This window comes from Flavobacterium sp. NKUCC04_CG (assembly GCF_019345525.1).
GTDB lineage: Bacteria > Bacteroidota > Bacteroidia > Flavobacteriales > Flavobacteriaceae > Flavobacterium.
Map to the genome: position 1 here is coordinate 1 of NZ_JAHKRA010000022.1, position 23025 is coordinate 23025.

A 23025-nucleotide genomic window follows, 5' to 3' on the forward strand; every position below is an offset into this window, starting at 1 on the left:
TGTTTCTTTTTTTTAACTCCGTTTCTCAAAGAACTTCTGCGGTAATGCGGGTGCAAAAGTAGCCCTTTTTTCTAGCTTTCCTAATCTTTTGGAAGTTTATTTTTGGTATTTTTTATGCTCTTTTCTTAACAGACTAATTACCGCTACTTTACCTTTAGCGCTGATACTTAAAAAAGCGGATACGCGGATAGGCGGATAGGCGAATTCGCCTTAAAGTGCTGTAGGTTTAAAATTGCTGTGTTCTGTTAACTATTCTTGAAGGCGGATACGCGGATGGGCGGATACATTTATACGCTTTGGAGCGTTGTGGTTATAAAATTGCTCTTTTTTGTAATTTATTCGCGAATGGACGAATGGACGAATAGGCTCATAAAAACCATACCTATATAATGAAGGGGGATACGCGGATGGGCAGATGGGTGAATTCGCTTGGGAGGGCTGTGGCTGTAAAATTGCTCTTTTTTGTAATTTATTCGCGAATGGACGAATGGACGAATGGACGAATGGACGAATGGACGAATGGACGAATGGACGAATGGACGAATGGACGAATCAGCGAATAGGCTCATAAAAACCATACCTATATATAAGGAATGCAGATACGCGAATGGGCGGATAGGCGAATTCGCTTTAAAATGCTGTGGGTTTAAAATTGCTGTCTCTGGTTATTTATTCATGAATGCAGATACGCGAATAGGCAAATGGGCAAATTCGCTCGGGAGAGCTGTGGGTTTAAAATTGAGGTATATAAATTAAGAGCACTCGCGAATAAGCGAATGGACGAATCAGCGAATAGGCTCATCAAAACCATACCTATATGATGAAGGCGGATGCGCGGATGGGCAGATGAACGAATTCTAAAAAAACAACAGCAGTTATATCGAGATAACAGCCAAAAAAATTACTTTTGCAAAAAAAAGTGAATATCAAACTCATCACTATAGGCAAAACTGATCAGTCGGCACTTCAGACACTGATAGAGGATTATAACAAACGCTTAAATTTTTATGTCAAATTTGAATTGGAAGTGATTCCAGATATCAAAAACGTAAAAAATCTTTCCGAAAGCAGCCAAAAGCAAAAAGAAGGAGCACTAATTTTATCTAAATTAGCCGCTACTGATCATTTAATTTTGCTCGATGAAAACGGCAAATCATTTAGCAGCGTCGACTTTTCTATCGAATTGCAAAAGAAAATGAACTCTGGAATCAAAACTCTAGTATATGTTATAGGTGGACCTTATGGTTTTTCTGAAGAAGTATACCAACAAGCCAAGGGAAAAATATCCCTATCCTCTATGACTTTTTCACATCAAATGATTCGTCTATTTTTTATTGAACAACTCTATAGAGGTTTTACGATATTACGCAACGAACCCTACCACCATCAATAAATTCGCTCAATAGAATCCAATTTTTGATTCAGTGAATCATTTTGTTCTATCCTAATTCTATTTTGCAAGTACTCCTCAAAAGTTAAGGTCGCACTAAAACACAAATGTACTATAGGTAAAGATGCAGTGCGCTGTCCTAATTCATCCCACTGCACTTGCTCATCCTCCAAAAACAAATCGTTTGAGCCGTTAAAATACAACATGTTTTTAGTTGTATCCGGTCGCTTAAATTGATAGTCAATATATTGAAATGGAAAAAACGCCAAATTTTTATGCAAGGTATCTGCATAGGAAAAGAACACTTCCTTATCATCGCTATGCGCCTTATCAGCGTATTTTTTATCCTTTAATTTCTGTACTTCCTCCAAAACCATCTTAGCATTCAAATCTCTCTCAACCGAGAAAACCCAATTGGTACCTCCTACCGCATTGGTTCTATTGACCAAAACAGCATTGCTTTCTTTTTCCTTAGTAAAATATACCGGAGAGTGATCGGTTATTTCACTGACTACTGTAACATTGTGACGCGTTAAATTTAATTCTTTTTTCGAACAAGCAACCAGTCCCAAAAGCACAACGGCAACTAAAGCTATTTTTTTCATCATCGAAATATTATTGTTTTATTAAATTTTATCTGACTACGATTTACACAGGAGAGCAATACACTAACACTGTGAACCGGTTTTATTTTAAAAACTGCATCAATTGAATCGTTTGAACAGCTTCTTTAACATCATGTACTCTTAATATATTCGTCTTTTTAGTCAATGCCACAGCATGGAGTACAGAAGTACCGTTTAAGGCATCTTCAGGACCAATTTCCAGCAATTTGTAAATCATCGATTTTCGAGAAACCCCCACTAAAAGCGGCAATCCTAACAAACTAAATAGTTGCTGATTTTTTAATACCTCAAAATTTTGTTCTGTAGTTTTAGCAAAACCATAACCAGGATCTAGGATGATATCTTTAATTCCAAACCGCCTAGCCGAAGCCACACGTTCAGAAAAATAAAAGTTCATTTCTGCTACAATGTCTTTATAGTCTGTTAATGTAACCATCGTATTTGGGGTTCCTCTCATGTGCATCATGATATAAGGAACATTTAACCGCCCTATAACTTCCAACATCTTAGAATCCAAATACCCTGCAGAAATATCATTAATAAGAGCCGCTCCATTATCCACGGCACTTTCCGCAACCTTACTCCTAAAGGTATCTACAGAAATAATGGTTTGAGGAAACTCTTTTAATATCAAGTTAATTACCGGCAATAACCGTTGGGTTTCTTGTTCTTCTGATACCCACTCTGCATTGGGTTTTGAAGAATAAGCCCCAATATCTATAAAAGTAGCACCATCCATCAACATTTTTTCAGCCTGATTTAGAAAATCAAGATCCGTTCGGTATTTACCACCATCAAAAAAAGAATTGGGCGTTGTATTTAAAATCCCCATGACTTTGGGAGTTGAAATATCTACTAAGTTTCCTAAGCAATTAATAGTCATTTTTATTTCTATATTGTATTTTTACCATTCTAAGGAATCAAAATCGCTTTTTAAATTTTAAATAGCAGAGTTTATTCCTATTTTTGACACAATTATCATACAAATATACTCTAAATGAATACGACTTCTAATCAATTTGACCAAGTAATTACCGTGTGTCGCAATCTTTATCAAAAAAAAATGAAGGATTATGGATGTGCTTGGAGAATCCTACGTCTGCCCTCTTTAACGGATCAAATTTTCATTAAAGCACAGCGCATTAGAAGTTTACAAAACAATAGTGAAAGACGTATAAATGAAGATGAAACCTCTGAATTCATAGGAATTATTAATTATTGCATTATGGCTTTAATTCAATTGGAAAAAGGGGTGGTAAATCAACCCGACCTAAGTTTTGATGAAGCACTACAGCTATATGACCAACAAATTGCCTTAACCAAAGCTTTGATGGAAAACAAAAATCACGATTATGGGGAAGCCTGGCGCGATATGAGAGTGAGTTCCTTAACCGATATTATCTTACAAAAATTACTTCGCGTAAAACAAATCGAGGATAATCAAGGAAAAACCTTGGTTTCTGAAGGTATTGATGCCAATTATCAAGACATGATAAACTACGCTGTTTTTGCTTTAATTTTAATGGGATTTCCTGAAAAAGAATAAGTATACTCACGCACATCGACATAAAAATTTAATTGAAGTTCATTTAAACATAAAAAACACAAAATAACTATTTATGAAAATAATCGCACAACTTTCGAGACTTATAGTCGGCATCTTATTTATCATTTCAGGTTTGGTTAAACTGAATGACCCCGTAGGTTTTTCTTTTAAATTAGAGGAATATTTTTCCGAAAGCGTTCTTAATCTTCCTTTCTTTGAGCCTCATGCCTTGGCCTTAGCAATAATTTTAGTTATTGCAGAAGTGCTGTTGGGTGTAGCTCTGTTGTTGGGTTTCAAGAAAAAACTCACTTTGACCCTTTTGTTTTTAATGATATTGTTTTTTACTTTTTTAACTTTCTACTCTGCCTATTTCAACAAAGTTACAGACTGTGGTTGTTTTGGAGATGCGATTCCACTAACTCCTTGGAGCTCATTCACTAAAGATGTAGTATTGTTGGTTTTAATTTTGATTATCATCTTAAACCAAAAATATATTCGACCTGTCTTTAGTTGTAAAATATCCGGTATCGTTCTCCTTATCACTTTGCTTTTATGTTCCTTTATGGGTTATTGGGTTTTAAATCACTTACCTTTAAAAGACTTTAGAGTTTATAAAGTAGGCACCAATATCATGAAAGGCATGGAAATTCCAGAAGGAGCAGCGAAATCCGTTTATGAAATGTCGTTTCTATACCGTGTTAATGGGGAAGAAAAACGTTTTACAGACAAAGAATTAGGTAACTTACCTGCAGATGCAGAATTTATCAGTAGAGAAGACAAGATGATCAGTCAAGGTTTCCAACCACCTATTCATGATTTCACTATGGAAAAAGATGGTGAAAGTTATTTGGAGGCTATGATGGCTGAACCCAAATTGATCATGATTGTAACTTACAACCTGTCTCGTGCAGATGAAGATGGTTTAGCCATTCTGAGCGATTTTGCCAAAACAGCTACGGCTAAAGGATATAAAGTAATTGGTATGACCGCATCAAGTACGGATGAAATTAATGCATTAGTACAGAAATATCAATTGCCATTTGACTATTATACTTGCGACGGAACTACCTTAAAAACTATTGAACGAGCCAATCCAAGCATCGTTGTATTAGAAAATGGAACTATAGTAGAAAAGAAACATTGGAAGGATGCGTCCAAAGTCAATTTAAAATAATATTAAACTTTGATATCTTATTTTTTCAACAAACTATTCTATGCCTTTTTTACGCTATTTGGAGTAGTAACTTTAGTTTTCTTTTTGTTTAATATACTGCCGGGAGACCCGGCTAGGATGATGCTAGACCAAAATGAAAACTCAGAACAACTGGCTATAGTAAAGAAAAAATATGGATTTGATCAAACTTTGTCCAAGCAGTATTTGCTTTATCTTAACGATTTATCTCCCCTGTCTATACACAGCACTCAAACAGGGGATTATACGTATTGTACCCCAGGTAAATATAAAGAGTGGTCTTTAGTAAGTTTTAAGCACACTCAACTGGTTTTAAAAAAACCATATTTGAGAGAGAGCTTTCAAAAAAACGGTAAGGAAGTTAGTACCATTATTGCCGAAACTTTACCAAACACAGTTTTCCTCGCTATATTTGCTATCGGAATAGCGTTGTTTTTAGGGATTGTATTGGGGATTTTCTCCGCTTTACACAAAGACAGTTGGCTAGACAAGAGCATTGCCATTTTCAGTACTTTCGGAATGAGTATTCCTTCCTTTTTTAGCGCGATACTCTTTGCATGGATTTTTGGTTTTCTATTGCACGACTGGACTCATTTAAACATGACTGGAAATTTATATGAAGTAGATGATTTTGGAAATGGTAAAACACTCCAACTTAAAAACAGCCTATTACCCGCTATTGTTTTAGGAATTCGTCCCTTGGCTGTAGTGATACAATTGATGCGTAACGCCCTATTAGAGGTTTTAAATCAGGATTATATAAGAACGGCAAAGGCCAAAGGCCTGTCCACTTGGAATATCGTTTACAAACACGCTTTAAAAAACGCCCTTAATCCTGTGATAACTGCCATATCTGGTTGGTTTGCTTCTATGCTCGCTGGGGCTGTTTTTGTAGAATATATATTTGGATGGAATGGTCTCGGAAAAGAAATCGTAGAGGCATTAAATACTTTAGACCTACCCGTCATCATGGGTTCGGTATTAATCATTGCAATTACTTTCGTATTCATTACGATTTTAGTAGATTTGATATATGCCTATTTAGACCCTAAAGTCAAACTAAAACAATAAATTACTCACCTATGAAAAAGTTACTCTTATTGTTCGTAGCCGTAACGGCTTTGGTTGCATGCAGCCCTAAAGCAGAACAGCATGAATTCTCCAAGCAAGCTTTGAGCGAGGAGCTTATCGGTTTAGATGGCAAGAAAATCACCTTTGATGAGATTCTAAAAAGACATGAAGGCAGCACTGTTGTTATTGACGTATGGGCATCTTGGTGTCCCGATTGCATTAAAGGCTTCCCCAGTTTAACCGAATTGCAAAAACAATTTCCCGATGTTGATTATGTGTTTTTATCAGCTGATAAAACCCAACAAACATGGAAAGAATCCATTGAAAAATACAACCTACAGGGAGACCATTATTTCATCACCGACGGAATGAAAGGAAATTTTGGAAAATCGATTACACTAGATTGGATTCCGCGATATATCGTGGTTGATAAGACCGGAAAAATAGCTTTGTTTAAAGCTATTGAAGCCGATGCACACGAATTAATTACAGTATTAAAAAAATTAAAATAACATGAGACATTCCATCGTTGCTGGAAACTGGAAAATGCATAAAAACGCATTAGAAACAGAAGATTTATTGAATGAATTGATTGAGAAACTCCCAACCGACAAAGAAGTAGAAATTATTGTTGCGCCGGCGTTTACCAATCTATCTTCGGCTGCTCAGCATCTAGAATATACCAATATTGGCGTTGCTGCCCAAAATATGCATCAAGCTGAAGGCGGCGCTTTTACCGGTGAAATATCGGCTAGTATGTTAACGAGTATCGGTGTGAACACCGTTATACTTGGTCATTCTGAAAGACGACTCTACTTTAAGGAAACCAATGCACAATTGGCTGACAAAGTCAATACGGCAATAAAACACGAAATGCGTGTGATTTTCTGTATTGGAGAGGAACTGAAAGACCGTCAGACAAAACAACATTTTAATGTTATTTACAACCAATTGACCGATGGGTTATTTCACTTAAAAAAGGAAGAGTGGCAGAATATAATCCTTGCTTATGAGCCGGTTTGGGCAATAGGCACAGGAGAAACAGCCTCACCTGAGGAAGTTCAAGAAATGCATGCCTATATCCGCAATCAAATTTCAAGAAAATACGACGAAACCGTTTCGGAAAATATTTCCATTTTATATGGTGGAAGTGTTAAACCAGAAAATGCTAAAGAACTGTTTTCTCAAACCGATGTTGACGGAGGCCTTATTGGTGGCGCTGCCTTAGTCGCTGAAGATTTTGCGCTTATTGTAAACGCAATCTAATAGTAACTGATAAATAAAATCAAAAAAGTTCGTCTAAGACGAACTTTTTTTGATTAAATGAAATGGTCTAATCCAGATCACAAAGAGCTATTCCGCGGACCAACGTCGTTTCTGATTTAGTTTTTCTTCTTCTTCCAAAACTTCAGCAGGTAAAACTTTTAGAAAAGACGGATGTTGCTCAATAGCAAATTCTATTTTCTCAACAATTTGTTCAATAGTATCGTTGTCGTAATCAATTTCCAAAGGTTGTTTGATAACCATGGATTGAAGAATCCCTTTCTTTTTAAGATACAATCCTTTTTTGTCGAATGAACGTCTAAAACCATCAATGACTATAGGAACAACTATCGGGCGATGTTGCTTAATAATATGAGCGGTTCCCTTGCGTACCGGTTTAAAAGAGGAGGTGGTTCCCTGTGGAAAAGTAATCACCCAGCCATCGTCTAAAGCTGTTTTAATATTCTCGATATCATTTGGATTCACCGCTTTTTTATCTTCAATATCAACTCCCTTTGCACGCCAAGTGCGCTCTACGGTAATCGCACCCATATAGGATAGTATCCGCGGCAGAATTCCAGAGCTTAGCGTCTCTTTAGCGCCTACATAATAGATATTCAACTTAGGATTCCAGATATAAAATATATTTTTAATCGAATCGACCCGTCCTTTTAAACTCGCGTTAAAAACGTGAAACATCGCGACGACATCTGCAAAATAGGTTTGATGATTCGAAATAAACAATACGTTAGTCTCTGGTAGTCCTTTGATAATCTCAGATCCCTCAATCTTTAAGTCATTAAAGCCCCTAAAACGTCGATGGGTTAGAAATCCGAAGATTCTAATTAATATTTTCTTTATAAAAAGAATGTGCCCAAATGGATTCCGTTTGAATAGTTTCATGAGTTTATTTAAAATCAGGCGCTAAATTAGGGATTTTGGATTAAAAGAGCACCTTTCTTAAGGTTTCTTTTAACTCACTTAACATCATAGCTGTTGCTCCCCAAACGATATGATTATCGATTAGGAATGCCGGTACATCAATATTAACAGCATAACTGGTATTCATCTTGACCATCTCTATAATTCGATCATCTAATAAATCTTCCAGAGGCATCTCAATTACTTGTGCCACTTCTGTAGGTTGCAAAACAAACTTTAAATCAGTTGTTGCAAATCCCAGAAATGGAGAAACTATAAAATTACTCGGAGGTATATAAATTTCCGATAACGGCTTAATGATTTGAATTTTATCTTCCGTAATCCCCACCTCCTCTCTGGTTTCTCTTAAAGCTGTCTGAGTAAGATTATCATCTGTCAAATCTTTTTTACCTCCTGGAAAGGCAATTTGTGATGAATGAATTCCGGGATATTCCGCTCTTTCAATCAATAATAGATTGGTTTTATTATCTTTGGGGTATAACAAAATCAGTACCGCTGATTTTTTTGGGTTATACCTTTTATAATCTTCCGTTTCCAAATATTTTATGCGTTCTAGAGGAGCCATCTTTATATGAGCCTTTAGTGCAAATAAAGGCTGTGCTTTAATAGCGGGAACGTTTTTTATAAATTTATCGTAATCCATAATTCGTTGATTTCAAAAAAATCTACTATAAATATACTTAAAAAAAACAGATTCTAAACCATGTTTACCAAAGAAGAAGCCCAACAATTAAGAAAAGAATTCTGGATTGCTTTTGCCGAAAAGTACCCGAGAAAATGGTTATTGCATCATACAAAAATCAAAGATTTTTCTTTCAAGTTTTTTGCAGACTCCAAAAAAGCACAAGTTCTTTTAGACATTGAACCTAGAGATCCCGAAAAGAGAACGATTTATTTTGAAAAAATAGAGTCTTTAAAAACCATCCTATTAGAAGAGCACCTTCCTGAAGCTATATTCGAACGCGAGTTTTACTTAGAAAACGGAAAATTAATCAGTAGAATATGGGTACAATTAGACCAAGTGAGTATAAATAACAAAAAAAGCTGGGACGCTATTTTCGACTTTTTTTATGAACATATGAATGCCTTTGAATTGTTTTTTTACGAATACGAAGAATATATCAAAGATTTAGAGCTAAACACCTAACTTAACTACAAATCGCGTTGGCGTCAATTTGGGCGTACTTTAGCAGCTGTTGAAAATATTTAAAAAAAGAAAGTTATTTTTTTATATCTTTCTTTTTTTAAATACAAAAAATGCCTAGAAAACTTTTCCTTATTTTCTTTCTTACTTGCCTACTTTTCACAAAAGCTTACTCACAAGTCTCACCTGTAAAAAAGGATTCGACTAAGGCTATAGAAAAGATGGAGAAGATTGAAGATTTTTCTAAAAAGAGAAAATTTACCAGATTTATTCAAAAAATGGTATTTAGAAAACCCAAAGGCCATAGTAAGACCAATGCTCCTGAAATAGAGATTGATCGTAACTTAGAATTGGGGCAAGGAAAAATTATTCGTAATATCAACATCACTACTTTAGATCCTTTTGGTTTATCGGAATCCGATACGGCAAGAGTTCCTACGAAAAAAGTAGAAACATTGGGAAACCGTCTGCATCTTAAAACCAAAAGTTTCACCATTCGAAACTTGTTAATGTTTAAGAAAAACCAACGTTTTGACTCGTTAGTCATCAAAGAATCCGAACGTATAATCCGTACACAACGCTATGTAAGACGGGTATTAATCCGTCCTATCCCGATTCCGAATAGCCCCGATTCTGTCGATGTTTCCATACGTGTATTGGATTCTTGGAGTATATATCCAACGGGTTCCCTATCGAGTTCAACAGGTCGACTACAAATAGTTGATCGTAATTTTGGAGGTTTCGGACACGAATTTTCCAATCAATATAAAATGCGTTTCAACGAAAATAAAAAAGCCTATAACACCCAATATCGCGTCAATAATATTTACAACACCTTTGTATCTACAAACCTTTATTACGACAGTGATTTAGATGAAAACTATATCAAAAGCTGGAACATAGAACGTCCCTTTTATTCGCCTTACGCCAAATGGGCTGGAGGGGCACAATTCTATCAACGATTTTATAGGGACTCCTTACCCGACGCGAATAAAAAGTATAGCATGCAGAATTTTAAGTACAATATCAAGGATTTTTGGGCTGGATATTCTCTACCGATATCCAAGAAATTGGGACCTGAAAATGAGATAACCAATTTAATATCTTCTGTACGGTACTTTAGACAGAAATATACCGAAAGACCAACATTTGACTATGATACTCTGAGTTTTTATTCCAATCAAAAGTTATACCTTGCTTCTATTGGAATCAGTTCTGTCAATTATGTACAAGATAAATTTTTATATAACTACGACATTATTGAAGACGTTCAAGTAGGTAAATTATTCGCTATCACCGGGGGAATGCAGGAGCAAAATGGAAAAAGGCGTTCCTATTTTGGCGCTCAATTTGCACTCGGACGGTATACCCGTTACGGCTATCTCTCCACCAATATAGAATGGGGTAGTTATTTTTATGGAAAGAATCCGGAACAAAGTGCCTTTAAGATAGAATTGACCTATTTTACCAAGCTGATGCACATGGGTAATTGGCGATTTAGACATTTTGTACAACCCCAATTGATTATCGGTTATAACCGTGAACAACACGTGGGCGATGAGTTACGCATTGACTCTAGCACAGGTATAGAAGGTTTTAATGCAGAAAAGTTACGCGGTACCAAACGAGCCATGTTGTCATATCAAATACAATCTTATGCTCCAACAAATTGGAATGGATTTCGTTTTAACCCCTATTTCAATGTAGAACTCGGTATGTTGGGTGATGAAAACAACCGTTTTTTAAACGATAAGGTCTATTCTAAAATAGGACTCGGAGTAGTAATTAATAATGATTATTTGGTATTTAGCAGCATCCAACTGTCGTTGGCATACTATCCAAGCATGCCCGATCGAGACGGTAGTGTAATCAAAACCAACGTACTTCGAAATCACAATTTTAGTTTGCAGAGTTTTAATTACGGCAAACCTACTACAGTTTCGTATCGTTAAATGTTGTAATTAATTCAATCCTAACTACAGCATGTTGTCGCGGTAAATTTTTTATCGTTTCACAAAATTCCAAAAACAAGCTATAATACAAAAAGGGCCGCTTTATAACAAAAAGCAGCCCTTTTAAATATTTTATTTCCAAAATCTACATTTCGGTTTCTTTGAAAATGTGTTTGATAATCTGTATATCCTCTATAGTTAATTCAACATGGCGTCTGTCCATAACCACTTTCATGGTTTCCAATGTTTTTTCCAACTGGTAAACGGTACTGTTTTCACAACCACCCCAAGTGAAACTCGGAATAAATGTCTTTGGAAAGCCTGCACCAAAAACACTGGCGGAAACTCCAACGACTGTTCCTGTATTAAACATGGTATTGATACCACATTTACTGTGATCGCCCATCATCAAACCACAAAATTGCAGTCCGGTGTCTTCGTAATCATCCTGTTCATAATTCCACAATTTTACCGTCCCATAATTATTTTTCAAATTGGAATTGTTGGTATCTGCACCTAAATTACACCATTCACCAATGACAGCATTGCCTAAAAAACCATCGTGCCCTTTGTTGGAATAAGCAAACAGGACGGAGTTACTCACTTCACCGCCCACTCTACAATGCGGTCCCACAGTGGTAGCACCGTAAATTTTGGTACCCATTTTAACCTGTGCTTCCTCGCATAAGGCAAATGGTCCGCGAATAATAGATCCTTCCATAATTTCAGAATCTTTACCTATGTATATAGGCCCCGTAGTAGCATTTAGAGTCACAAACTCCAATTTAGCTCCTTCTTCAATAAAGATATCTTGATGTCCTATGGCATTGACGCTCGACGGTATCGGCTCTGAAATTCGATCTTCGGTTAGAAATTCAAAATCTTCGCGAATTGCTTGGTCATTTTTCATAAAAATGTCCCACTTATTCGCGATTTGCATCAAATCTCCCGTATAGTTTATAGCTTCATATTGATCAAAATCAATTTCCTCTTGAGAATCTTGCGTGTAAAAAGCTACTATTTCCTCTTGATAAAAAATAGCTTGAAGCGGTTCTAAAGCCTGCACCATTTCAATCAAAATAGGGTTCGGCAAGAACGAAGCATTGATCATCACATTGTTATCCATTTCCACCATGGGAAATTTATCACTCAAGTATTCTTCTGTAACCGTAGTAGTGGTATACCCCAATTGTTTTTCCCACTTTTCACGTATGGTCAAAATACCAACGCGAATATCGGCTACAGGTCGCGTAAAAGTAAATGGCAATAAAGCCTCGCGAACAGATCCGTCAAAAAGTATATAGTTCATCTCAATAATTCATTTATAAACTCAAAGTTAAAGCATTCCTGATTAAAAAAAGTAGGATTACTTCTTTTTTATAATTTGACCAAGGATTTTATTTTATAAGCCACTTTGCAATAAGGATGGAAGTGATATCCTTTTGTGGAGCCAAGCGTAACAAAAGATAAAACGAACAGCCTGGCCCGAAGGGATTGCCAAAAAAAAAGCCTCCCCGAAGGAAGGCTTTAGTATGTGAAAATCTCTAGAATTATTTAGAGAATTTTGCGTATTTCGTTTTGAATTTATCAATACGTCCTGCAGTATCGATAAGTTTAGATTTACCTGTGTAAAAAGGGTGAGATGTTCTAGAAATCTCCATTTTGAATACTGGGTAAACAACGCCATCAACTTCAAGAGTTTCTTTTGTATCAACGGTTGATTTGGTGATGAATACGTCTTCATTTGACATATCCTTAAATGCTACTAATCTGTAATTCTCTGGGTGAATACCTTTTTTCATGATGTAAATCTTTTTATTAATTGGCCATTTTGACTTTTGAAGCTTTCTACTTTCATAGAAAGGTATAAAGGTTCCACAGCTTTTTTATTTGTAATTCTTTTTATTATCAGTTTGCAAATTTACAACTAAATTTCAATTATCAAACTTTCCGGTCATTTTTTTATAGGTAGTTTCTCTTTTTTTAAAATTTGTCGTGAGCAAAATTCCTATATTTGTACCTTATATATATACAAACCGATCTCATGAACGACGTTATCAAGAAAAATGGACTACAATTTGGTGCAATTTTATCCGCCTATTATATCGTTACTACGCTCCTTATGTTCTTTTTCAATCAAAACCTATTTGTCAGTATCCCCTTTGGGTTTGCCAGCATTTTTGTTTCCTTAGGTATAGGTGTTGTAGCCTTATTTTGGGCTAAGAAGAAACTCAACGGATATATTACTTTTAAAGATGCATTTACCTCCTATTTTATAACGATAGTGATGGGATTATTAGCACATATTGTCATTACTTATTTACTGTTTAATTTAGTTGACCCATCAGCAAAGGAGACCATTAAAGAATTGACCATCGCATTTACTCAAAAAAACATGACTAGTCTTGGTGTAGAAACGGAGACCCTAAATAAAACTATAGAGCAGATTCGAGAAGCTGATAATTTCAATTTAGGCAATTTGGTTAAGTCATTTGCCTGGAAAACGCTTTTGTATTCCGTTGGAGGAATGCTTATTGCTTTGGTATTTAGAAATCAAAATGAACCTACCCGCTAATCTATGGATATCTCTCTAATAATTCCCCTGTTAAATGAGGCGGAATCGCTGCCTGAACTTCATTCTTGGATTAAGAAAGTTATGGACCAAAACGGCTATAGCTACGAGGTTCTATTTATAGATGACGGTAGTAAGGACGATTCGTGGAACATCATTAGTCAATTGTCGGAAATGCATCCGGAGGTACAAGGCATCCGTTTTTTAAAGAATTATGGAAAGTCTCAAGCTTTACACGCTGGGTTTGCTCAGGCAATCGGTGAAGTAGTCATTACTATGGATGCCGATTTACAAGATAGCCCAGAGGAAATTCCCGGTCTCTATCAAATGATTACGCAAGAGAATTACGATTTGGTATCGGGTTGGAAAAAGAAACGTTATGATGCGGTATTGTCCAAAAACTTACCTTCAAAACTATTTAATTGGTCGGCTCGGAAAACCTCTGGTGTGCAATTGAACGATTTTAATTGTGGGCTAAAAGCTTATAAAAATGCCGTTGTCAAAAACATAGAGGTTTCAGGAGAGATGCATCGCTATATACCCGTACTGGCCAAAAATGCCGGTTATGATCGTATCGGTGAGAAAATCGTGATTCATCAGGCTCGAAAATACGGTACCACAAAATTTGGTATGGATCGTTTTATCAACGGTTTTTTAGATTTGATTACCATTTGGTTTATCTCTAAATTTGGTAAGCGCCCGATGCATTTATTCGGTGCTTTAGGAGTTATGATGTTTTTTATTGGTTTTGCCTCGGCCTTATATATAGGGATTAAAAAACTCCTAAAACTCTATCATAATGAGGCGGCTATATTGGTAACTCAAGACCCTTGGTTTTATATTGCCTTGACCACCATGATTATTGGAACTCAGTTTTTCTTGGCTGGATTTTTAGGCGAGATTATATTGCGAACTAAAAACAAAGAAAAAAGATATAAAATTGCAGCTACAACGCAGCTGTAATTGATAAAATATGTGATTATGAAGTTAGAACAAACCTTACTAGACCAGGCAAATGCGTGGTTAACACCTGTTTTTGATGAGGATACTCAGCGTCAGGTCAAAGCAATGATAACCGCATCGCCTAAGGACTTACAAGAGAGTTTTTATAAAAATCTCGAATTCGGTACTGGCGGAATGCGCGGTATTATGGGAGTAGGAACCAATAGAATCAATCGTTATACCTTGGGTAAAAACACTCAGGGCTTATCCAACTATTTAAAAAAATCATTTCCCAATGAACCGATAAAGGTAGCCATAGCTTTTGATTGTCGCCATAACAGCCAATCTTTGGCTAAGGTGGTAGCCGATGTATTTAGCGCTAATGGTATTCACGTTTATCTGTTTTCAGAATTACGCCCTACTCCAGAGCTGTCGTTTGCTGTAAAATATTTGGGATGTAAGGCAGGTATTGTTTTAACCGCTTCACACAATCCACCGGAATACAACGGTTATAAAGTATATTGGGAAGATGGAGGTCAATTGGTACCGCCTCAGGACGGCGAAATCATTGCTGAAATCGAGAGTCTTACTTATGATGCTATTCAATTTACTCCAACGGAGTCGTTGATTGAATACATCGATCGCGAAGTAGATCAAGCCTTCATCAAATCAAGTATCGAAAACGCGAGTTTCCATACACCAGAGAAGGCAAAAATAGATTTAAAAGTAGTTTTTACCTCATTGCACGGTACTTCGATTACGATTACTCCGACTGTTTTACTACAGGCAGGGTACACCGATCTTCACATTGTCAAGGAACAAGCCATACCCAACGGCGACTTCCCCACCGTAAAATCACCCAATCCAGAAGAACCCGAAGCTTTAGCTATGGCATTGCAACTAGCCGACGAAATTCAAGCCGATATCGTGATCGGAACAGATCCCGATTCAGACAGACTTGGTGTTGCTGTACGCGATAACAACGGTAAAATGATTTTGCTCAACGGCAATCAAACCATGGTGATTATGACTGCATTTTTGTTGGAGCAATGGAAACAAAACAATAAATTAACCGGTAATGAATTTATCGGATCAACTATAGTATCTACTCCAATGATGTTGGAACTGGCCTCGGCTTATCAAGTAGAATGCAAAGTAGGACTAACCGGATTTAAATGGATTGCGAAAATGATTCGCGATTTTCCAGAACAAAAATTCATTGGCGGTGGTGAAGAGAGTTTTGGCTATATGGTCGGTGATGCAGTACGAGATAAAGACGCTGTAGCCTCTACCCTATTGGTATGTGAGATTGCTGCGATTGCCAAAGCAGCAGGCAGTTCCCTATATCAAGAATTACAAAATTTATATGTTGATTTTGGGTATTTTAAAGAACACTTAATTTCAATTACCAAAAAAGGCATAGACGGCGCTGAAGAAATCAAACAAATGATGCGTGATTTACGCTTAAACCCACTTAAGGAAATCAATGGCGAGCGTGTGATTTTTATTGAGGATTACCAAAGTGGAAAAGCAAAAAACCTATTTACTGACGAAGAAGAGAATTTAGCAATACCTCAATCCAATGTGTTGATTTATTATCTAGAAGACGGTAGTAAAATTTGTGCAAGACCAAGTGGAACTGAACCTAAAATCAAATTTTACTTTAGCGTTCACATTCCAGTTCATCATACCGATGAGATTGCTCAAGCAGACGCTTTTTTAACACAGAAAATAGAAGATATTATTGCAGATATGCAGTTGTCTTAAGTAATATAAATACAGAGATCCCCCGAGAATGAACGAATATTTTAGAAAGATTTTTCGCTTTGCGAAACCTTATAAACAGTATGCTTATTTAAATATTTTCTTTAATATTTTATATGCCTTATTCAGTGCCTTATCCTTTATCGCATTGATCCCCATGATGGATGTTCTTTTTGATGAAAGCAAAAAAGTACTTGAAAAACCGGTTTATACAGGGCTTAGCAGTCTTAAATCCTATGCACTCGACAGCATGGGTTATTTTGTAACGACTTCGTCTGAAGAATACGGACCACAAACCACTTTGATGGTGATGGTTGCTGTGATTATTAGTATGTTTTTACTAAAAAACCTTTGTAATTACTGGGCGATGTATTTTATCACTTATTTGCGAAACGGTGTTTTAAAAGACATTCGTAATGCGATGTATAAAAAAACAGTAGAATTACCCCTTTCTTTTTTCTCCGAAAAACGAAAAGGAGATGTGATTTCTAGAATGACTTCCGATGTATTGGAAATTCAATATTCCTTTTTATCCATACTCGAAATCATTATTCGTGAACCACTGACTATTTTGTTTACGATTATCGCCATGTTTGCAATCAGTACTAAACTAACACTTTTCGTTTTTATATTTATACCTATTTCCGGAATTATTATATCCAAATTGGGTAAAACCTTAAAAAAGAGTTCTCAAAAAGCATCTGAAGAACAAGGTTTTTTCTTATCACTTATTGAAGAATCCCTAGCTGGGTTAAAAGTGATCAAAGGATTTAATTCCGAAAAGCGATTTAACGATAAATTTCAAGACTCTACCTTGAGTTTTTACCACCTCAATAATAAAATTTTAAACCGCCAAAATCTATCGTCGCCTTTAAGTGAGTTTTTAGGCATCGTCACTATAGCGGTATTATTGGTCTTTGGAGGCACCATGGTTTTGGTCGATAAAACCTTGTCTGGTTCCATGTTTATCGGTTATATAGCGATGGCTTATAATATACTTACTCCCGCTAAAGCAATTTCTAAAGGTTTATACAGCTTAAAAAGAGGTGATGCTGCAGCAGAGCGTATCTTAGAGATATTGGAAGAAACCAATCAGATTGAAAATAAAAAAGACGCCATCGTTAAAAACAGTTTTGAAAGCGATATCAACATCAATAACATCTCTTTTCAATACGAGAAAGAAACCGTTTTAAAAGATTTCTCTTTAAAAATAAACAAAGGTCAAACCGTGGCTTTGGTTGGGCAATCTGGAAGTGGAAAAAGTACGATTGCCAATCTATTGACTCGCTTTTGGGATATCAATAGCGGTAGTATTACTATAGATGGTATCGAGCTTAGGGATCTAGATTTACATTCGTTAAGGGCTTTAACTGGATTGGTTACTCAAGACAGTATCTTATTTAACGACACCATTAAAAACAACTTAAAAATTGGTAAAGAAAACGCCACAGATGAAGAGATAGTAGATGCTTTAAAAATAGCGAATGCCTATGAATTTGTGAAGGACCTACCTTTGGGTATAGACACGAATATCGGCGATTCTGGGAACAAACTTTCGGGAGGACAAAAACAACGTTTATCCATTGCCCGTGCTGTATTGAAAAATCCACCGATCATGATTTTAGACGAGGCTACTTCTGCCTTGGACACCGAAAGCGAAAAATTGGTTCAGGATGCGATTGAAAACATGATGAAAAACAGAACATCCATCGTTATTGCTCACCGTCTTTCCACCATTCAAAAAGCAGATTTGATTGTTGTTATGCAAAAAGGACGTATTGTGGAACAAGGGACTCATGATACACTACTAAGTCAAAATGGAACCTACGCCAAATTAGTATCTTTACAAAGTTTAGAAAAACTGCAATAGCTATGTACACACCGAACAGCAACATCATTTTGCCCGCAGACCCAGATACTATTATCTGGAAATACATCGACTTGTCTAAATTTTTAGATTTGTTACTGGCAAAAAAAATGTTTATGTCTCGGTCGGATAAATTTGAAGATCAATACGAGGGAACCTTTAGCGAACCCACTTATGAGGAAATCAAAAAAATTGCTATCGACAAACCTGAATTTATAGATTTTTATAAATCACATCGCAAAAATGTGGTCATCAGTAGCTGGCATATCAACGAATACGAGTCTTTTGCCATGTGGCAAATCTTTACTAAAAACAACGAAGGTTTAGCGATTCAATCCACTTTGGGTCGCTTGCAAAAAGCCCTGGAATCAGAAGATCGAATCCAACAGTATATCGGTGAAGTTAACTATATCGATTATAAAAAGGAACACATACCTTTTGACGATTTCTTTTTCCCGTTTCTATTTAAGCGAAAAAGCTTTCAATACGAAAAAGAAATCCGTGTTATTTCAGACGTAACTCCCTTAAATCTTTCGGTCAACGACGGTATCAAAATCCATATTGACATTCATGAATTGATTGAAAAAATATACATACATCCCAAATCTGAAAATTGGTATAAAAAATTGGTTTTAGAATTGATGAACCGATTGGACTTTGGTTTTGAGATTGAAAAATCAGATTTGGAGAGCGACATATTAATTTAAGGAGCTTTCCTAAAGAATATTACAAAAAAAATCGTATCTTATCATCATCAATAATACTTCTATGAACTCATCTTCAGATAGGATCATTCACTCTATTTTAGACAATGATTTTTACAAGTTTACGATGCAACATGCAAGCATCAAGAAATTTCCGTACGCGAAGGCTTCTTATGTTTTCATCAACCGCGGCGAACATCAATTTCCGATTGGTTTTGCCGATCGTCTAAAAAGTGCTGTAGCCGAAATGGCGGATTTAAAACTAACGGTAACCGAAAAAAACTACCTTCAAAAAACTTGCCCTTATTTGGATCCAACATATTTGGATTTCCTGCAAGGCTACCGTTATGATCCGAATGAAGTACATATTGTTCAAGAGGGCACTCAATTAGAAGTCACGTTGTCTGGATATTGGTATCGAACCATTTTATGGGAGGTTCCCTTGATGTCCATCATCTGTGAATTGTTTTATAAGATGTCTCCAGAAAAACGCGAATTGGATGAGCTTGTTATTGCGAATGCCAAAGAAAAAATAGAGAATTACCGTAAACTCGGTATTACGATTGCTGAATTTGGAACCCGGAGAAGACATTCATACGAAGTACACGATTTGGTTGTGGCAACTTTAAAGAAATATGGCGAAGGTACCTTTATAGGAACCAGCAATGTACATCTAGCGATGAAATACAACACCAAACCCATAGGCACCCATGCTCATGAATGGTTTATGTTTCACGCGGCCAAATACGGTTTTAAAATGGCCAATTCAATGGGATTAGAACATTGGGTAGATACTTATAGAGGGGATTTGGGTATTGCGTTAACCGACACCTATACCACCGCTGTTTTCTTCGAACAATTCGACAAAAAATTCGCCAAATTGTTTGACGGTGTGCGTCATGATAGTGGCGACCCTTTAGAATTTGCCGACCTTACAGTCAAACACTATCAGAGCCTTGGTATTAATCCGATGTCAAAATTCATTATTTTTTCCGACGGTTTAAACCCGGAAAAAGTAGAGCGAATTGCCCAATACTGCAAAGGCAAGATCGGTATCTCTTTCGGAATTGGCACAGACTTCACCAATGATGTCGGTTTACCGGCCATGAATATTGTAATCAAAATGAAACAAGCTTTTCCCGAAGGTGCCCATTGGATTGATGTGGTAAAACTATCGGACGAACGCAAAAAATATACAGGAAATCCCGAGATGATTGATTTGGCAAAACGCTTACTTGATATCAAATAAAAATTGCCCAACTGTTTGATTTAGGATTTCTAAAAATCGAGTTGGGCTATATCACTTATAAGGAAGTCGTACCTTCTAAGTATGTTCTTTAAAAGAGAAATTATCGCGTATTTAACCGTTTAAAAAGTTGTTATTTTTTTACGGCTTTTTTACACAAACTGTAAAAGTAATCGGTTAAAATACTATTTTTGTACCCAATTAAAATTAAAAAAAATGGCAACTAACAGAACATTTACAATGATTAAGCCTGATGCAGTAGCTGCAGGAAATATCGGCGGAATCTTAAACATGATCACAGAAGGTGGTTTTAAAATTGTAGCATTAAAATTGACTCAACTTACCGTTGCAGATGCTCAAAAATTCTATGAAGTTCACAGCGAAAGACCTTTCTATGGCGAATTAGTTGAATTCATGTCAAGAGGTCCTATAGTTGCGGCAATTTTAGAAAAAGACAACGCAGTTGAAGACTTTAGAACACTTATCGGAGCAACGAATCCTGCTGATGCAGCTGAGGGAACTATCCGTAAAAAATATGCTAAATCAATTGGTGAGAATGCTGTTCACGGTTCTGACAGTGATGAGAATGCTGCTATCGAAGGCGCTTTCCATTTTGCAGGAAGAGAGCAATTCTAATCCAACACTAAGCAAAAAAAAACTTCTGATTTCTCAGAAGTTTTTTTTTATCTCAATATCAAATCTTTTACGACTTCTTTCTTTAATTCCTCATTGATCATACGGATAATTTTTTCTTTACCGTAAGACAATTCTTCCCTGACAACTGGCGAAGTTAGCGCCACGTACAAAGTTTCCCGTTTTAAAAAAACATCTGTCGTATAACTAGCAATACCCGGCCCCAAAAGATTCACCCAAGCGGCCCTTACGTCGATATTGTCAATTCCAGCCTCGAGGTTATTCCCCCTAATGATGACCTTTAAAACGTCTTGAATCGAATTCTCTTCTCTTAATCTTTTATCTGCATTAAATCGCTTTGCCATTATTTTTTTGAAAAGGGAATTGGTCGTTTATAATAATATTTAATGTCGTGTTCGTTTTGTACAATCAATTCATCTTTAGAAACCTTGATCAACTGTTCTTGCCAATCTGCGAATTCCGTATGATATTTCATCATGGTTTTACCATCGACTTCAACAATTTCAACATTTTCATAAACTTCATTAGTTAAATATTCTCCATCGATTTGCGGCATTACCTTTTGACGAGTCCCCTTGTTATTTTCAATCTCAAAAAAATCAACAATCGTATTTACCGTATATTCTTTGACTTCTCCATCAGGCATTTCTGCCTTTTCAATCTCCCAATATCCGTTTAGTTCTTTTATATCCGATTCTGAAATTGTTTTAGAGCAACTGGCTAACAAAAACAAAACAGGAAGCAGGTTGAGTAGTATTCTTTTCATATTGGTAATAGTATTCCTTTCCAAGATTTATATAAACTTGCTGTTATAATCACTTAATTTTTGATGCGGTTTACTTAAAAAATGAATCTACAAATTCATATTTATTAAACACTTGTAAATCTTCGATACCTTCTCCTACTCCGATATATTTTACTGGAATTTGAAATTGATCAGAGATTCCTATAACCACACCACCTTTTGCCGTACCGTCCAATTTAGTGACAGCTAAACTCGTCACTTCAGTAGCAGCGGTAAATTGCTTGGCTTGTTCAAAAGCGTTTTGACCTGTAGAACCATCCAAAACCAACATAACATCATGAGGCGCATCGGCCACAACTTTCTGCATGACGCGTTTTACTTTGGACAATTCATTCATCAAGTTAACTTTGTTATGCAAACGTCCAGCGGTATCAATAATCACGACATCGGCATTTTGAGTTACAGCCGATTGTAAGGTATCAAAAGCAACAGAAGCAGGATCACTTCCCATTTGTTGTTTTACGATAGGAACACCAACACGGTCGGCCCAAATTTGCAATTGATCAATAGCTGCAGCTCTAAAAGTATCTGCTGCCCCCAACACAACTTTGTAACCCGCTTTATTCAATTGATAAGCCAATTTCCCTATAGTAGTCGTTTTGCCAACACCATTAACACCAACTACCATTATTACATAAGGTTTCTTATCTGTCGGTATAACAAATTCCGTGGCTTCACCCGATTTGGTTTCCGATAACAACGATGCAATCTCATCTCTTAAGATTTGATTTAACTCGTCTGTACCTACATATTTATCTTTAGACACACGGCCTTCAATGCGCTCAATAATTTTAAGCGTCGTATTAACGCCTACATCTGAAGAGACTAATATTTCTTCCAGATTGTCTAAAACTTCGTCATCTACTTTTGATTTACCAGCTATCGCCTTAGTCAATTTAGAGAAGAAAGTCGTTTTAGAAGTCTCCAGTCCCTTGTCTAATGTTTCTTTTTTCTCCGAGGAAAACAACCTTTTAAAAAAACTCATAATGGTATTAGATGTTTGAAATACAAAGATAAAGAATTAAAGTATATCCTTTTTAAAAGAGTGAATATGTTTGTAAGCAAATATATTTATTTGCAGATAAGCGGATACGCTGATACGCGAATGCGTGCGAATAGGCTTAATAATAAACACAAAAAAGCCGCTTTAAAAAAAGCAGCTTTCTGTATAGGTCGATTCTATCGGTTGATTATTTCTTTTTCAAGAATTCATCTACAAATTCTGGAGCCATAACACTTTCTGTAAAAGTATACGCTCCTGTTTTTGGAGATCTAACCATTTTGATAGCTTTAGTTAACCTTTTTGAAGAGGTTCTTAAAGTTGCTACGGTTTTCTTTGCCATGA

The 23025-nt window shown here is 36.2% G+C and carries 26 protein-coding genes; 16 read left to right on the forward strand and 10 right to left on the reverse strand.

The features are described 5' to 3' along the window. The first annotated feature begins 389 nt into the window (after nt 1-389). The gene (locus KO524_RS13660; RefSeq protein ID WP_219294793.1) at nt 390-563 is read left to right on the forward strand and encodes a hypothetical protein; all 174 of its coding nucleotides are present in this window, start codon (nt 390-392) and stop codon (nt 561-563) included. 356 nt (nt 564-919) lie between these two features. After that, nucleotides 920-1393 (forward strand): 23S rRNA (pseudouridine(1915)-N(3))-methyltransferase RlmH, encoded by a 474-nt coding sequence (gene rlmH, locus KO524_RS13665; RefSeq protein WP_219294849.1) that lies wholly within the window; start codon nt 920-922, stop codon nt 1391-1393. Here rlmH and KO524_RS13670 read toward each other — a convergent pair. Both KO524_RS13670 and folP read right to left on the reverse strand, forming a co-directional pair. Then, the gene (locus KO524_RS13670; RefSeq protein ID WP_219294794.1) at nt 1387-1998 is read right to left on the reverse strand and encodes a hypothetical protein; all 612 of its coding nucleotides are present in this window, start codon (nt 1996-1998) and stop codon (nt 1387-1389) included. The genes rlmH and KO524_RS13670 overlap by 7 nt on opposite strands. A 79-nt stretch (nt 1999-2077) precedes the next feature. Continuing rightward, the gene (folP, locus tag KO524_RS13675; RefSeq protein WP_219294795.1) at nt 2078-2899 is read right to left on the reverse strand and encodes a dihydropteroate synthase; all 822 of its coding nucleotides are present in this window, start codon (nt 2897-2899) and stop codon (nt 2078-2080) included. Nucleotides 2900-3013: 114 nt separating this feature from the next. Here folP and KO524_RS13680 point away from each other — a divergent pair, with 114 nt between their 5' ends. From KO524_RS13680 to tpiA, 5 genes are all read left to right on the forward strand, one after another. Next, nucleotides 3014-3562, forward strand: a complete 549-nt coding sequence (locus tag KO524_RS13680; protein WP_219294796.1) for a DUF1599 domain-containing protein — start codon at nt 3014-3016, stop codon at nt 3560-3562. A 73-nt stretch (nt 3563-3635) separates the two neighbouring features. Further along, the gene (locus KO524_RS13685; RefSeq protein WP_219294797.1) at nt 3636-4736 is read left to right on the forward strand and encodes a BT_3928 family protein; all 1101 of its coding nucleotides are present in this window, start codon (nt 3636-3638) and stop codon (nt 4734-4736) included. A 9-nt stretch (nt 4737-4745) separates the two neighbouring features. Next, nucleotides 4746-5825, forward strand: a complete 1080-nt coding sequence (locus KO524_RS13690; protein ID WP_219294798.1) for an ABC transporter permease — start codon at nt 4746-4748, stop codon at nt 5823-5825. Between the two features lie 11 nt (nt 5826-5836). Next, nucleotides 5837-6337 carry a TlpA disulfide reductase family protein gene (locus KO524_RS13695; protein WP_219294799.1) on the forward strand — a complete coding sequence of 167 codons (501 nt, stop codon included), beginning with the start codon at nt 5837-5839 and terminating at the stop codon, nt 6335-6337. A gap of 1 nt (nt 6338) precedes the next feature. After that, nucleotides 6339-7091, forward strand: coding sequence for a triose-phosphate isomerase (gene tpiA, locus KO524_RS13700; protein WP_219294800.1), 753 nt, complete (start codon nt 6339-6341; stop codon nt 7089-7091). A gap of 87 nt (nt 7092-7178) precedes the next feature. Here the strand turns inward: tpiA and KO524_RS13705 are convergent, their stop codons facing one another. Beyond that, nucleotides 7179-7991 carry a 1-acyl-sn-glycerol-3-phosphate acyltransferase gene (locus KO524_RS13705; protein WP_219294801.1) on the reverse strand — a complete coding sequence of 271 codons (813 nt, stop codon included), beginning with the start codon at nt 7989-7991 and terminating at the stop codon, nt 7179-7181. Between the two features lie 40 nt (nt 7992-8031). Further along, complete coding sequence (locus KO524_RS13710; RefSeq protein ID WP_219294802.1) at nt 8032-8673, reverse strand: CoA pyrophosphatase; 642 nt, start codon at nt 8671-8673, stop codon at nt 8032-8034. Nucleotides 8674-8733: 60 nt separating this feature from the next. Between KO524_RS13710 and KO524_RS13715 the strand changes: the two genes are divergently transcribed. Further along, nucleotides 8734-9177 carry a DUF4268 domain-containing protein gene (locus KO524_RS13715; RefSeq protein ID WP_219294803.1) on the forward strand — a complete coding sequence of 148 codons (444 nt, stop codon included), beginning with the start codon at nt 8734-8736 and terminating at the stop codon, nt 9175-9177. Between the two features lie 218 nt (nt 9178-9395). Further along, on the forward strand, nt 9396-11126 hold the full coding sequence (locus KO524_RS13720; RefSeq protein WP_255555271.1) for a hypothetical protein: 1731 nt from the start codon (nt 9396-9398) through the stop codon (nt 11124-11126). Nucleotides 11127-11271: 145 nt separating this feature from the next. Here the strand turns inward: KO524_RS13720 and KO524_RS13725 are convergent, their stop codons facing one another. Then, the gene (locus KO524_RS13725) at nt 11272-12435 is read right to left on the reverse strand and encodes a GlmU family protein (protein ID WP_219294805.1); all 1164 of its coding nucleotides are present in this window, start codon (nt 12433-12435) and stop codon (nt 11272-11274) included. 241 nt (nt 12436-12676) lie between these two features. After that, a complete protein-coding gene (locus KO524_RS13730; RefSeq protein ID WP_219294806.1) occupies nt 12677-12928 on the reverse strand; it encodes a type B 50S ribosomal protein L31 in 252 nt (83 codons plus the stop codon). A 242-nt stretch (nt 12929-13170) separates the two neighbouring features. Here KO524_RS13730 and KO524_RS13735 point away from each other — a divergent pair, with 242 nt between their 5' ends. The 7 genes from KO524_RS13735 to KO524_RS13765 all read left to right on the forward strand — a co-directional run bounded on the left by KO524_RS13735 (nt 13171) and on the right by KO524_RS13765 (nt 20857). After that, a complete protein-coding gene (locus tag KO524_RS13735; RefSeq protein ID WP_219294807.1) occupies nt 13171-13701 on the forward strand; it encodes a DUF4199 domain-containing protein in 531 nt (176 codons plus the stop codon). A 3-nt stretch (nt 13702-13704) separates the two neighbouring features. Beyond that, nucleotides 13705-14661 carry a glycosyltransferase family 2 protein gene (locus KO524_RS13740; protein ID WP_219294808.1) on the forward strand — a complete coding sequence of 319 codons (957 nt, stop codon included), beginning with the start codon at nt 13705-13707 and terminating at the stop codon, nt 14659-14661. 18 nt (nt 14662-14679) lie between these two features. Next, complete coding sequence (locus KO524_RS13745) at nt 14680-16407, forward strand: phospho-sugar mutase (RefSeq protein WP_219294809.1); 1728 nt, start codon at nt 14680-14682, stop codon at nt 16405-16407. A gap of 28 nt (nt 16408-16435) precedes the next feature. Next, nucleotides 16436-18274: an ABC transporter ATP-binding protein gene (locus KO524_RS13750; protein WP_219294810.1), complete on the forward strand. Its 1839-nt coding sequence runs from the start codon at nt 16436-16438 to the stop codon at nt 18272-18274. A 2-nt stretch (nt 18275-18276) separates the two neighbouring features. Continuing rightward, nucleotides 18277-18978 carry a hypothetical protein gene (locus KO524_RS13755; protein WP_219294811.1) on the forward strand — a complete coding sequence of 234 codons (702 nt, stop codon included), beginning with the start codon at nt 18277-18279 and terminating at the stop codon, nt 18976-18978. Nucleotides 18979-19039: 61 nt separating this feature from the next. After that, on the forward strand, nt 19040-20224 hold the full coding sequence (gene pncB, locus KO524_RS13760; RefSeq protein WP_219294812.1) for a nicotinate phosphoribosyltransferase: 1185 nt from the start codon (nt 19040-19042) through the stop codon (nt 20222-20224). A 213-nt stretch (nt 20225-20437) separates the two neighbouring features. Further along, nucleotides 20438-20857, forward strand: coding sequence for a nucleoside-diphosphate kinase (locus KO524_RS13765; RefSeq protein WP_219294813.1), 420 nt, complete (start codon nt 20438-20440; stop codon nt 20855-20857). Between the two features lie 47 nt (nt 20858-20904). On the opposite strand, the gene KO524_RS13770 is transcribed toward KO524_RS13765, so the two are convergent. From KO524_RS13770 to KO524_RS13785, 4 genes are all read right to left on the reverse strand, one after another. Next, nucleotides 20905-21219 (reverse strand): DUF721 domain-containing protein, encoded by a 315-nt coding sequence (locus tag KO524_RS13770; protein ID WP_219294814.1) that lies wholly within the window; start codon nt 21217-21219, stop codon nt 20905-20907. Continuing rightward, nucleotides 21219-21641, reverse strand: a complete 423-nt coding sequence (locus tag KO524_RS13775; RefSeq protein WP_219294815.1) for a hypothetical protein — start codon at nt 21639-21641, stop codon at nt 21219-21221. Before KO524_RS13775 ends, KO524_RS13770 begins: the two co-directional genes overlap by 1 nt. Before the next feature lie 70 nt (nt 21642-21711). Then, on the reverse strand, nt 21712-22665 hold the full coding sequence (gene ftsY / locus KO524_RS13780) for a signal recognition particle-docking protein FtsY (protein ID WP_219294816.1): 954 nt from the start codon (nt 22663-22665) through the stop codon (nt 21712-21714). 205 nt (nt 22666-22870) lie between these two features. Then, nucleotides 22871-23023 carry a DUF4295 domain-containing protein gene (locus tag KO524_RS13785; RefSeq protein ID WP_219294817.1) on the reverse strand — a complete coding sequence of 51 codons (153 nt, stop codon included), beginning with the start codon at nt 23021-23023 and terminating at the stop codon, nt 22871-22873. Nucleotides 23024-23025: the final 2 nt, after the last annotated feature.